The sequence below is a fragment of the Tessaracoccus pujii genome (genome assembly GCF_054483895.1).
Genome location: NZ_CM137012.1, coordinates 3,204,145 through 3,216,196 on the forward strand (window position 1 = coordinate 3,204,145; position 12,052 = coordinate 3,216,196).

Annotated in this window: 10 protein-coding genes; 1 reads left to right on the forward strand and 9 read right to left on the reverse strand. The window is 67.6% G+C overall.

Features of this window, described 5'->3' with window-relative positions; all coding sequences use genetic code 11:
• Window positions 1–21: 21 nt before the first annotated feature.
• From ACX1D0_RS14895 to ACX1D0_RS14925, 7 genes are all read right to left on the reverse strand, one after another.
• Entirely contained in the window at window positions 22–516 is a 495-nt protein-coding gene (locus ACX1D0_RS14895; RefSeq protein WP_459018777.1) for a bifunctional nuclease family protein, read from the reverse strand.
• A 145-nt stretch (window positions 517–661) separates the two neighbouring features.
• Window positions 662–2,032 (reverse strand): glycoside hydrolase family 32 protein, encoded by a 1,371-nt coding sequence (locus ACX1D0_RS14900; protein WP_459018778.1) that lies wholly within the window; start codon window positions 2,030–2,032, stop codon window positions 662–664.
• Between the two features lie 33 nt (window positions 2,033–2,065).
• Window positions 2,066–3,661: an extracellular solute-binding protein gene (locus ACX1D0_RS14905; protein ID WP_459018779.1), complete on the reverse strand. Its 1,596-nt coding sequence runs from the start codon at window positions 3,659–3,661 to the stop codon at window positions 2,066–2,068.
• A 24-nt stretch (window positions 3,662–3,685) separates the two neighbouring features.
• The gene (locus tag ACX1D0_RS14910) at window positions 3,686–4,627 is read right to left on the reverse strand and encodes a carbohydrate ABC transporter permease (protein WP_459018780.1); all 942 of its coding nucleotides are present in this window, start codon (window positions 4,625–4,627) and stop codon (window positions 3,686–3,688) included.
• A 5-nt stretch (window positions 4,628–4,632) separates the two neighbouring features.
• Complete coding sequence (locus ACX1D0_RS14915) at window positions 4,633–5,622, reverse strand: ABC transporter permease (protein WP_459018781.1); 990 nt, start codon at window positions 5,620–5,622, stop codon at window positions 4,633–4,635.
• Window positions 5,619–6,644 carry a LacI family DNA-binding transcriptional regulator gene (locus ACX1D0_RS14920; RefSeq protein ID WP_459018782.1) on the reverse strand — a complete coding sequence of 342 codons (1,026 nt, stop codon included), beginning with the start codon at window positions 6,642–6,644 and terminating at the stop codon, window positions 5,619–5,621. The genes ACX1D0_RS14915 and ACX1D0_RS14920 overlap by 4 nt, the downstream gene beginning before the upstream one ends.
• A gap of 184 nt (window positions 6,645–6,828) precedes the next feature.
• Window positions 6,829–8,259 (reverse strand): helix-turn-helix domain-containing protein, encoded by a 1,431-nt coding sequence (locus ACX1D0_RS14925; protein WP_459018783.1) that lies wholly within the window; start codon window positions 8,257–8,259, stop codon window positions 6,829–6,831.
• A gap of 132 nt (window positions 8,260–8,391) precedes the next feature.
• Between ACX1D0_RS14925 and ACX1D0_RS14930 the strand changes: the two genes are divergently transcribed.
• On the forward strand, window positions 8,392–10,209 hold the full coding sequence (locus tag ACX1D0_RS14930; protein WP_459018784.1) for a phosphoenolpyruvate carboxykinase (GTP): 1,818 nt from the start codon (window positions 8,392–8,394) through the stop codon (window positions 10,207–10,209).
• A 176-nt stretch (window positions 10,210–10,385) separates the two neighbouring features.
• On the opposite strand, the gene ACX1D0_RS14935 is transcribed toward ACX1D0_RS14930, so the two are convergent.
• Both ACX1D0_RS14935 and ACX1D0_RS14940 read right to left on the reverse strand, forming a co-directional pair.
• Window positions 10,386–10,877 carry a DUF456 domain-containing protein gene (locus ACX1D0_RS14935; protein ID WP_459018785.1) on the reverse strand — a complete coding sequence of 164 codons (492 nt, stop codon included), beginning with the start codon at window positions 10,875–10,877 and terminating at the stop codon, window positions 10,386–10,388.
• Window positions 10,878–11,021: 144 nt separating this feature from the next.
• Window positions 11,022–12,017, reverse strand: coding sequence for a LacI family DNA-binding transcriptional regulator (locus ACX1D0_RS14940; RefSeq protein WP_459018786.1), 996 nt, complete (start codon window positions 12,015–12,017; stop codon window positions 11,022–11,024).
• Window positions 12,018–12,052 lie beyond the last annotated feature (35 nt).

A 12,052-nucleotide genomic window follows, 5' to 3' on the forward strand; every position in this document is an offset into this window, starting at 1 on the left:
CGGCGCCGTCGGCCGTGCTGTTCAGCCCTGGAAGTCTTCCGGGTCGACGTTGGCCAGGAACTCGCTGAACGCCGCGACCTCGGCCTCCTCGTCAACCGCTTCCTCCCGCTCGTCCGCGATCCCAGCCTCGCCGAGCACCGCCTCCGCGACCCAGATCACCGAGCCGGTCCGCAGCGCCAGCCCGATCGCGTCCGACGGGCGGGCGTCGAGCACCCGCTGGCCGCTGGCTGTGTTGAGCGTGATCTCGGCGTAGAACGTGCCGTCCTCGATCCTGGTCACGGCGATGCGCTCCACCTCGGCGTCGAGCACCTCGATGATGGCGCGCATCAGATCCAGGGTCATGGGGCGCGGGGGTGGGGTGCCCTCGGCGCCGGCGAAGATCGCAGCGGCCTCCAGGCCCCCGATCCAGATGGGGAGCATCCGCCCTTGGCCGGCCTCCTCGTCGATGGGCTTGAGGATCACCACCGGCAGCGACCTCGTGTCCAGGGCAAGCCCTGCGATTCGGACGGGGATCATCTCGCTCCACCTCCCAGCGGGTCCCGGCTGGGAGCCGGGCGTCGCGTCTCTTCCATCGTAGGCCGAGCCTGTGCGCTGGGCAGCGATCCGCCGCGCTCAGCGCCGAACCGCAGTGGTAGATGTGGTGGCGTACTCGCCGTCACATCTACCGGACAGCGAGGGGGGCACCTGCTGCCTCGACGATGTCGGGCGTCCATGTCTGTGCCAGCCCCGACGAGGTCACCCGTACCGGGCCGACGTGCGGGAAGGTCTGCGTGGTCACCGCGACCCTGCCGCCGTCGAGGAACACTTCGATCAGCCCGTGGTCCTCGATCAGCACACCCGCGACCGGACCGTCCGGGAGTGGGATGGGTGGCGTCACGCTGATCCCCGCGTGCACGCCGTGCGGGTCCGCGCCGCTCCGGTCGACCACCAGGTCACCGTCCGGCAGGCGCCGCAACACGAACCGGCTGATCGCCTCGTCCCCGCCGGTCTCCACGACGACCTCACCCGCGCCCAGGAACTCGAATTCCACCCGGTGGGTACCTTCAGGCATCGCGAGGGGGAGCACCGGGTCGTGCCGCAACTCCGGACCACCGGGTCCGGGCACCAGCGTGAGCCTGCGGGGCAGGGTCATCGCAGACTGCCACGGATGGGTGGGCGTCTCGTTGGCGTAGGTCCAGTTGCTCATCCAGCCCAGCACGGTGGGCTCGTCGGCGCCCTGGAAGGAGACGGCGGCGTACATGTCGGGGCCGTGGTCGAACCAGCGCAGCCCGCGCGCGTCCGGCGTGAAGACGCCGCCGTCGAAGTCCCCGACGAGGTACTGCATGCCGGATCCGCCCGCGAAGCCGCCGGGATTGGTGCTGAGCAGCAGCACCCACCGCGACACCCCGCACCCCTCGATGTCCACCTCGATCAGGTCAGGGCACTCCCACAGCAGTCCCGGCTCCCCGAAGGGACCGACGCTGCTCTCCTGGACCCAGTCGATGAGGTTGGAGGAGGAGAAGATCAGCACCTGCCGGTCCACCGCCTCCACCGTCACCATCACCCAGCGGCCGGTGGGCGCGTGCCACGACACCTTGGGGTCGCGGAACTCCTTCGAGCCCCGGTCCAGCACCGGGTTTCCCGGATACCGGCTCCAGGTGAGCCCGTCGTCGAGGCTGTAGGCCAGTGACTGTGCCTGCAGCCCCGCCCGTTGAGGGTGACCGGCGGTGTAGGCGCTGGTGAACAGTGCCACCAGCGGGCCCTCGGGCCCGTCGCCCAGACCGGACGTGTTGTCCCGGTCCCAGACGACGGACCCCGAGAACGCCATCTCCTCCGCGGTGGCGGGGATGGCCATGGGCAGCTCCTCCCACTCCAGGAGGTCCGACGACACTGCATGGCCCCAGCCGATGTTGCCCCACGTGCGGCCGTCCGGGTTGTTCTGGAAGAACAGGTGGTAGAGGCCCTTGTGGCGGATGAGGCCGTTGGGGTCGTTCATCCAGGTGGACCGCGGCGTGAAGTGGATTGCGGGACGGTAGTGGGGGGTGTGCAGCATCAGAAGAAGAACCTCGTCGGAGTGGGTGAACGATCAGGCGCTCTTGTAGCGGTCGTAGGCGGCCTGGTAGACCTCCACCACCTTGGACAGGCCCATGGACTCGAGTTGCGCGACGTAACCGTCCCACTTGGCGTCGATGTTGCCCTCGACGATGAACGTCGCGAACTGCCGGCCCACGTAGGTGTTGATCTCTGTCTGGGCATCGGCGATCTGCTGGAGCTCCTCGTTGCTCAGCATGACCGGCGGGTAGGCGTCGTTGGCGCGGTGGGGCTCGTAGAACTCCTGGCACATGTCCTGGCGTTCCTTGGCGCGCGGCTCGGGGGCCACGACCGTCTCGAAGTGCTCGCGCGTGGTGATGCAGGGGCCCATCGGGGCCACCTTCTGGCGGCGCTCGCCCTCGGACTCGCCCTCCTTGGCCGGGATCTGGACGAGGATGCCGTCGGCGTTCTTCTCCATCGTGACGCCGATCGGGCCCCAGCGGGTTTCGGCGGACATGACGGGGTCGTACAGTCGGTCCACCCAGCGCATGGTGGCGGCCGGGTACTTGTTGGCGCTGGTGATGGCGAAGGCGCCGCGGTTGATCTCGGCGTAGTTGGACACGGACGCGCGCTGCGCGCCGTCGAAGCCCTTGAGGACGCCGATGTGGGCGTAGTCAGCCACGCGGTCCTCGCCGACGGCCTCCTTCATCTCCCACCAGATGAACGAGCCGAGGCTCATCGGGTCGGCCTTGCCCTTGGCCAGGTACGTGGAGTCGTCCTGAGAGAAGCTTTCGGGGTCGATGAGGCCCTCCTGATACCACTCGCCGAGACGCTTCACGGCGGTGCGCCACTCCTCGCGGGCGGCGGTGAAGATCACCTTGTCGTCCTGGACGATGCGGTGGTCGTTGTTGTCCGGCAGGCCACCGATGGCCGCGATGAGGTCGGCGACGTTGGCGCAGAACGAGTCGACGCGGAACGACAGCGGGACGACACCGGCGCCGCGGGCCTTGAACGCCCGCAGGGCGGCCTCGTATTCGTCGATGGTGGTGGGCACTGGCAGGCCCGCCTCGTCGAGCCACGTCTTGTTGACGAAGAGGAAGTTCGGGTAGGCGAGGATGCCCAGCTCCTCGACGGCGGGCAGGGTGTAGATGTGGCCGTCGGAGGCGGTGATGGCGCCGCGGATGTCCGGGCGGGCATCGAGGATGCCCTTGAGGATCGGGGCGTGGGCGTCGATGAGGTCCTCGAGCGGGATGAGGGTGCCGTTGGAGCCGTTGGTCACCACGTCGCTGTCGGTCAGGCCGGTGTTGAACAGCGCGTCGGGTAGGTCGCCGGAGGCCAGCATGAGGTTCTTCTTCTCGGCGTAGACGTTGTCCGGGAGGTTGTTCCACGCGATGTCGATGTTGGTGTCGCTCTTCCACCGCTGGACGAGCGCCATGGTCTCGTAGTCGGGCGCCAGCGCGGACTTGGTGCCGGAGAAGACGAGGGGGAGGGCCTTGTCGGTGATGGGGAGGCCCTCGCTGTTGAAGCCGAAGGCGTCGGACCCGTCGGCGGGCAGGGACCCGGCGTCGGATCCGTTGGAGCAGGCGGCGACCAGGCCTGAGGCGGCCAGTGCCGCGATCCCGGCGAGGATGCTGCGTCGTTTGATCATCATTGATGTGTCCTTTCGGGGGTGGGGTCACTTGAGGGCGCCGAGGGTGGCGCCCTTCACGAAGTACTTCTGAAGGAAGGGGAAGATGATGAGCAGCGGCACCGTGGAGACGACGATCATTCCGTACTTGATCAGTTCGCCCAGGCGCTGTGCGGCGGCGTAGGAGTCGATGGATCCGGTGTCCAGCGAGGCTGATGCCTGCGACTCGACGAGCACGTTGCGCAGCACCAGCTGCAGCGGGTACATCGCCTCGTCGTTGAGGTAGATCATCGCGTCGAAGTAGGAGTTCCAGTACGCCACGATGTGCGTCATGGCCATCAGTGCGATGAGCGGTTTGGTGAGGGGGAGGGCGATCCGGAAGAAGAACCGGAAGTCGTTGGCGCCGTCGATCTGCGCCGCCTCCCGTAGCTCCGGCGGCACGTTGGTCTCGAAGAAGGTACGCGCGATGATGAGGTTCCAGACCCCGACCGCGCCTGGCAGGATGACCGCCCACATGGTGTCGAGCAGGCCGAGGTCGCGGACCACGAGGTAGCGGGCGATGAGGCCGCCGTCGAAGAACATCGTGATGATGAACAGGATCATGAAGAGGCTGCGGCCCGGCATGTCGCGGCGTGAGAGGGCGTAGCCCGTCGTCAGGGTGATCGAGACGCTGACCAGGGTGCCGACGGCCGTGTAGAGCAGCGAGTTGCCGAAGCCGCGCAGCATCGCATCGTTGGCGAACAGGGTCTGGTAGCCCTCGAGGGTGAAGCCGCTGGGCAGTAGCCACACCTTGCCCTGGGCGATGAGGTTGGGGTCGCTGACCGAGGCGATGAGGATGAAGTAGAGCGGGTAGATGATCAGCAGGACGGCGATCACGAGGATGCTGACGCTGAGGATGTTGAACAGGGGGTCGGCCATGCGGGTGGCGACGCCGTCGCGGGGCTTCGCCAGGGACGACGCCGGGGGCAGGGGTGCAGTGGTCGTGGTCATGGGGCTCACCAGAGAGAGGATTGGTTGGCCTTCTTGGCGACGAAGTTGAACGTCACGAGAAGGATGAGGTTGAGGACCGAGTTGAACAGCCCGATGGCGGCCGAGTAGCTGAACTGCGCCTGCTGGAGGCCCGCCTTGTACACGTAGGTGTTGATGATCTCGGAGGTCTCGAGGTTGAGCGGGGTCTGCATGAGGTAGACCTTCTCGAACCCGAGGTTGAAGATGTTGCCGATGGCCAGGACGAAGAGGATCGTCACCACTGGCAGGATGCCGGGGATGTCGATGTGCCAGATCCGGCGGAACTTGTTGGCGCCGTCCATCTTTGCGGCCTCATGCAGCGAGGGGTCGATGGCCGTCAGCGCCGCGAGGTAGATGATCATCGAGAAGCCTGCGTTCTGCCAGACATCCGAGCCGATGTACAGGGGCCGGAACCAGTCCGGGTCGCCCATGAAGAAGACGGGATCTCCGCCGGAGAGCTCGATGACGTTGTTGACGATGCCTGCGCCCGGGCTGAAGAGCAGGAAAATCATGCCCACGACCACAACCACGGAGATGAACGACGGCGCGTACAGCACTGTCTGCACCATCTTCTTGAACTGCGCCGAGGAGAGCTGATTGACGATCAGCGCCAGGACGATCGGCACCGGGAAGGCGACGAGCAGGCCGACGGTGTTGATGGTCAGGGTGTTGACCAGGAGTTCCTCGAACTGGAACGAGTTGATGAATCGCTCGAAATGCATGAGGCCCACCCAGGGGCTCCCCGTGAATCCCGAGGCCGGGTTGTAGTTGCGGAATGCGATCTGGGCGCCGTACATGGGCCAGTACTTGAAGATGATCAGGTAGACGAGGCCAGGCGCGAGTAATACGTATAACTGCCACGAACGAAGAATCGCCGTGCGGCGCGAGACGCGCCTCCGCGGCGGTGGGGACGCAGCGGCTTTGCTGGATTGGCCCGGGGGCTGGATCTGGGCGGGTGCGGCGAGGGTGGTAGTCATGCGGGGACCTTTGCGAGCGCGACGGAGTCGCGGGACTGGAGGGAACACTCGACGGCGAGCCGCCTCGGCGCTGAGCTGCGGCTCAGTACCTCGGCGACCGCGAGGCGCCCCATCTCCACGAGCGGGAGCTGGAACGTCGTGAGGCGCGGGGAGAACATCGGGGTCAACAGTGACTGGTTGTCGAAGCCGACGATGCTGACGTCGTCGGGGATGGAGAGGCCGAGCTGGTAAGCGGCGTGATACGTGCCCAGCGCCGTGCGGTCGTTTCCGCAGAAGATGGCCGTGGGGCGGTCCGACTGGCGCAGCAGCTCCGCGCCGAACGTGAGCCCGTCCTCGTAGGCGCCGTTGCCGTAACGGAGCTGGCGCGGGTCCAGGACGAGCCCGGCATCGGCCAGGGCTTCGGTGAACCCCTGAAGTCGGCCGGCGGCGGCGGGGAGCGACGAGCCCTCGGGGGCGATGTTGATCATGGCGATGCGACGGTGGCCGGCGTCGAGGAGGACCTCGGCGGCCGCGCGGCCCCCGGCCACCTCGTCGGGGAAGACGCTGGTGACCGAGCCGCTCAGGTCCTGCGAGTTGACGCAGACCGTGGGGATGCCGGCGAGGCCGGACGGCACGTCGACCTTCCGGTGATACATGGCGGCGTAGATCACTCCCGCCACGCGGTACGACTGCATCATGGCCAGTGCCGCCTTCTCGAGGCGCGGATCACCGGTGGTGTCGACGGTGAGCAGAACGTAGCCCTGGCGCCACGCCTCCTGCTGGGCGCCGAGGATCATCTCACCGGCGAACGGGGTGGTGGCCACCTCGTCGCCGATGAGGCCGATCATCCGGGACTTGCCCTCGCGCAGGACCTTGGCGTGGACGTTGGTCCGGAAGCCGAGCTGCCTGGCAGCATCGAGTACCCGTTGGGTGGTGGCGGCGGAGACGCGCCCGGTCTGGGCCCCGTTGAGCACCATGGACACCGTGGCCTGCGACACGCCGGCGGCTGCGGCGACGTCGTTCATGGTGGGCTGGTTCTCCATCGAACACCTCTCGGAGTTATGCGTATAACGTAAAGGTTAGACGGGGACCGGGCCCGTGTCAACACCCTCGCTCGTGAAAATCAGTTCCCCTGTGCTCGGAGGCTCGTGAGGCTGACGGGAACTCCCAAAGCGCCCGACTAGACGTGCCCACCATACGGCCCGGCGGCCCGGCGCCCCGTAGCGCTCAGTCGTGTGCGTGCGCGTCGAGGAACTCGTACAGTTCGCGGTCATCCACGCCCGGATACGTCCCCTGGGGGAGCGGAGCGAAGAGGTGGGTCCGCACTCTGGGCGACGCCCATCCCTGACCCTTCCACCGCTCATTGAGCCCGTCCTCCGGCCGGCGGCAGCACCGCGCGTCGGGGCACGTCGACACCGCGCGCGTCTGTGATTCCCGCCCCCGGAACCACTTCGACTCGGCGTAAGGGACTCCCAGTGTGATCGAGAACTCCGAGGTGGTTCCCGTTCCGGTCTGGGTCGACTCGAAGAATGTGCCGGCGGGCGTATCCGTGTACTGGTAGTGCTCGCTGGTGCGAGTCGTCCGGGAGAACGCCTGGCGTGCGCTCCAGTGCCGACACACCACCTCGCCCTCGGTGGAGCCGGTCGCGTCCTGGGGCAGCGGCAGACCGTCGTTCTCGTACGCACCCACCACGCTGCCGTCGCCTTCGACGCGCAGGTAGTGCAGCGTGATCCCCAGGTACTGGGTGGCGAGGTTGGTGAACCGGAGCGCCGCGCCCTCGTGCGTGACGCCGAAGGTGTCGCGGAAGTCCTCGATGGCGATGTTGCGGTCCCGTTTCGCGCGCTCCAGGAAGTCCACGGATGCGGAACGCGGCATCAGGCAGGCCGCGGCGAAATAGCTGGCCTCCAAGCGCTGCCGCAGGAAGTCGGCGTAGTCAACGGGCTCCTGGTGCCCGAGCACGGTGTTGGCCACGGCCTGCAACGCGAGCGACCGCAGACCGTGACCGCCGGGGATGGATGCCGGGGGGATGTAGATGCGGCCGTGCTCCCGATCGACCACCGCGCGCGCTGAGTGGGGGAGGTCGTCGGTGTGCACGATGGTCAGCCCCACCCGCCTGGCCATCTCTGCGACGGTGCGGTGGGTCAGCGCACCTGAGGCGTGCCGCACGGCCTTGGTGGCCTGCTCAGCGATCACCTCGATCTCCGGCAGGTAGTTGTTCCGCTCCCTCATGGCGCTGCGGTGCTGGGTGTTGGCCCGCCGCGCCTCCTCCGGAGTTGAGATCGCCATCCGGGCGCGCCGATCGAGCTCGCGGTGCAGGCCCACGATCGTCTTGAGTGTCGCGTCGGACATGGCACGGCTTGGGCGTAGCACGGGAAGCCCGAGTTCCCTGTAGGCGGGTGACGCCTGCGCCTTCTCCAGTTCGATCTCCAGCGCGGCGCGCGGGGACGGCGGTTCGGCGGCGAGGAGCTGCGAGGTAGGCACATGCAGCGCGGTGGCCAGTGCTTCCAGGAGGGAGAGCCGGGGTTCGCGGTGCCCGTTCTCGATCATGGACAGCTGGCTGGGGGCGGTTCCTGTGATCTCTCCCAGTTCTTCCAGGGTCAGGCCTGCTTTGGTGCGGAAATGCCGGATGCGGTGCCCGAGCGTGGAGAGATCTGCCATGGAGTTCACGATACGTGAAGAATCCCCGAAGTTCACAGCATTCTGATCACCCGAATCAGCCTCCCCCTTCCGTATGGTGAAACCAAGAGCTCATCCCGCACCGAAGCGACACCCTCAAGGTTGGAGAATCTCATGACCGCCACCGCCACTCTCACCCGTCACGCACCCGACAACGCCGATTCCCGCATCGTCGACTGGGTGGACTCGATCGCCGAGCTGACCCAGCCGGATCGCATTGTCTGGTGCGACGGCTCTGCGGATGAGCGCCAGCGCATGCTCGACGAGTCGGTCGCCGCCGGCACGCTCATCAAGCTCAACCCCGCCAAGCGCCCCAACAGCTACCTGGCCCGTTCCAACCCGAGCGACGTGGCCCGGGTCGAATCGCGCACGTTCATCTGCTCCGAGCATGAGGACGACGCCGGCCCCACCAACAACTGGGCCCCGCCGTCGGAGATGCGCGAGACGCTCGGCGGCCTGTTCCAGGGGGCCATGCGGGGACGCACCATGTACGTCGTGCCGTTCTCGATGGGGCCCGTGGGCAGCCCGCTCGCTCGCTTGGGCGTCCAGGTCACGGACTCGCCGTACGTGGTGATCAGCACCGGCATCATGACCCGGATGGGGGCCGACGCCCTGGCGCAGATCGGTCCCCACACCGAGTGGGTTCCGGCGGTCCACTCCGTCGGCGCGCCGCTGCTGCCCGGGGAGCAGGACGTCGTGTGGCCGTGCAACGAGACCAAATACATCGTCCACTACCCGGAGAGCCGCGAGATCTGGTCCTACGGCTCGGCCTACGGCGGCAACGCCATCCTCGCCAAGAAGGGGTTCGCGCTGCGCATCGCCTCCAAGATCGGCGAGGGGGAGGGCTGGCTGGCCGCCCACATGCTGCTGCTGAAGGCGACGAACCCCGAGGGTCGCTCCTTCCACGTGGCCGCCGGGTTCCCCAGCGCGTGCGGCAAGACGAATTTCGCGATGCTGCGTCCGTCCATCCCTGGGTGGACGGTCGAGACCATCGGCGACGACATCGCCTGGATGGCTCAGGGTCCGGACGGCCGGCTGCGTGCCATCAACCCGGAGGCCGGCTTCTTCGGCGTGGCGCCCGGGACCGGCCATGCCACCAATCCCACGGCCATCGCGACCATCGAGGGTGACACCGTCTTCACCAACGTCGCCCTGACCGACGACGGCGACGTCTGGTGGGAGGGCCTGACCGACGAGGCGCCGTCGCACCTGACCGACTGGCAGGGCCGCGACTGGACGCCCGAATCGGAGACCCCGGCGGCGCACCCCAACTCGCGCTTCACCGTGGCCGCCCATCTCTGCCCGTCGATCGCGGACACCTGGGACGACCCGGCGGGCGTGCCCATCGACGCCATCATCTTCGGCGGGCGCCGCGCCACCAACGTCCCGCTCGTGGCGCAGGCCCGGGACTGGGAGCACGGCGTCTACATGGGTGCGACGCTCGCCTCCGAGCGCACCGCCGCCGCCGAGGGGACTCTGGGCGAGCTCCGCCGCGACCCGTTCGCGATGCTGCCCTTCTCCGGCACGCACATGGCCGATCACTGGCAGCACTGGCTGAACGTGGGCGAGAAGCTCAACCAGACGGCGAACGCCCCGCTGATCTTCCAGGTGAACTGGTTCCGCCGCGGCGAGGACGGCCGCTTCCTGTGGCCCGGGTTCTCGGAGAACTCCCGCGCCCTCGCGTGGATCACCGAGCGCATCGAGGAGCGCACCGACGCCGTGGAGTCGCCGTTCGGTCTGGTGCCGGTGGAGGGTTCCATCGACTACGCCGCCGCGGGCGTGAGCCATGATGACTGGGCGGCCCTGTTCGCGATCGATCCTGAGGCGCTGAGCGCTGAGGCCGACGACACCGACGTGTTCCTTGCCCGGATGGGCGCCAAGGTGCCGGATGCGGTGATTCGTCAGCACGAGGAGTTCCGCTCCCGTCTCTGACATCCGGATGGTCTCTGAGGCCGGACTTCTCTCAAACGACGAAGGGCGCCCGTCCGTGGACGGGCGCCCTTCGCGTCAACCGCGGAGCGCGCCCTCGAAGCCTGGGAAACGCAGCCACACGCGCGAACTCTCACCTTACGGGGCGGTGCCGACTCTCACGCCGGCGGCCCCTACCCTCACAGAGCGGTGACGACGCTTACCGCCAGCACCGCGACCGCCAGCATCGCGCAGCCCAACTCGACCAGGATCCCGACCCCGAGCGCCTTCACCGTCTCCCAGCTCGTGGCCGCCGCCTTGCGGAAGTCGCGAACCCGGTACCACTCGGCGAGCAGCAGGCCGAGCACGAAACCGATGGGCAACCCGAAGCCGGGCAGCACGAACATCCCGACGATGCCCAGCAGGAGTCCGACGGTGATCGGCCACTTCGGCACCTGACGCTGCTGCAGCGACTTGCCGGTGAGCAGCCAACTGCTGATGCCACCGACGGCGAGCAGAACCGCGGCCACGCCGAAGGCGACCCATCCCCAGCTAGAAGTGCCCCAGATTGCCCACGCCAGCGCCCCGGCGCCGATCAGGATGCTGCCCGGGAGCACGGGAAACACGATGCCTACGAGGCCAACGAGGGCCAGAACGACTGCCGTGATGGCGGCGATTACGTCAACGGTCACACACTCCAGCCTACGGGCCTCGACGTCGGTCCCCTCCTTCCACCCGGAGCTCGTCGACGTTCTGGCTGAGCTGGGCGCCTTGGAGATCATCCGCGCCCAAGCGTCCGAGGCGCCCTGTCGGCGACCGACTGGTTCAGGCCCCGACTAGTTCTGGCTCTTCGTCCCCCGCTTAACAGAGCTCTGGCGTGCAGCGAGCTCGGACTGGAAGACGATCTCGCGCCCCGGGCCTTGCTCACCGTCGATCCGCCCGAGGAGGAGCCGTGCGGCTGCCGAGCCGATTTCATAGGTGGGTTGCCGCATCGTGGTGATGGAAGGGGTGGTGAGGTCGGCCCACGGCAGGTCGTCGAAGCCGACGAGACTCAGTTGTTGCTCAGGGATGTCCACACCCCGCTCGCGGCAGGCTCGCATCGCGCCGATCGTCATTCGGTTGTTCGCCACGAACACGCCGTCGGGCGGGGAATCGAGCTCCAGGAGTTGGTTCATGGCCCGGTAGGCGCCGTCCTCACGAAAGTTCGCTCGAATGATCAGCTCTTCCTCGACCTCGCGGCCCGACATGCTGATTGCCTGCCTGTATCCCTCGAGCCTTTCCTCCGCTGTGACCACCTCGTCCGGGCCGGTGATGCATGCGACGCGTTGGGCCCCGAAGGAGATCAGGTGTCGCGTGGCCTGCCTGGCACCGGCTTCGGAGTCGGTGCGCACGCAGTCGAACTCCGGACCCAGGCGTCGTCCCACTCCGACCACGGAGATGCCTTGGTTGGTGACGGCGGACAGGTCTGACGTCACCGCGGCGGCGCTGATGATCACGCCCGACACGGAGTGGGCGGCCAGCACCTCGAGGTACGAGGCTTCCTTCGCCGGGTCTTCATCGGTGTTGCACAGCATGACCGAGTAGTTCCCCCGGCGCGCCACATCCTCCACGCCTCGACACAAGGAGGTGAAGAAGGCGTTCTCGATGTCGGGGATGACCAGGGCAAGGAGGTGCGTCGCCTGCTTCCGAAGCCCCCGTGCCACGAGGTTGGGGCGGTAACCCATCTCGTCTATGACGGCCCGCACGCGCCGCGCGAGCGTGGGATCGACACCAGCGACACCGTTGGCGACGCGAGAGACGGTAGCGGTGGAGACGCCTCCGGCGGCGGCCACTCGGGCGCATCTTCGTCGCCACGCCAGGGCACAGC

Coding starts and splice junctions, on each gene's coding strand:
- ACX1D0_RS14905 (WP_459018779.1), bottom strand. CDS start 3,661: ATGATGATCAAACGACGCAGCATCCTCGCCGGGATCGCGGCACTGGCC.
- ACX1D0_RS14925 (WP_459018783.1), bottom strand. CDS start 8,259: ATGGCAGATCTCTCCACGCTCGGGCACCGCATCCGGCATTTCCGCACC.
- ACX1D0_RS14895 (WP_459018777.1), bottom strand. CDS start 516: ATGATCCCCGTCCGAATCGCAGGGCTTGCCCTGGACACGAGGTCGCTG.
- ACX1D0_RS14915 (WP_459018781.1), bottom strand. CDS start 5,622: ATGACTACCACCCTCGCCGCACCCGCCCAGATCCAGCCCCCGGGCCAA.
- ACX1D0_RS14920 (WP_459018782.1), bottom strand. CDS start 6,644: ATGGAGAACCAGCCCACCATGAACGACGTCGCCGCAGCCGCCGGCGTG.
- ACX1D0_RS14930 (WP_459018784.1), top strand. CDS start 8,392: ATGACCGCCACCGCCACTCTCACCCGTCACGCACCCGACAACGCCGAT.
- ACX1D0_RS14910 (WP_459018780.1), bottom strand. CDS start 4,627: ATGACCACGACCACTGCACCCCTGCCCCCGGCGTCGTCCCTGGCGAAG.
- ACX1D0_RS14900 (WP_459018778.1), bottom strand. CDS start 2,032: ATGCTGCACACCCCCCACTACCGTCCCGCAATCCACTTCACGCCGCGG.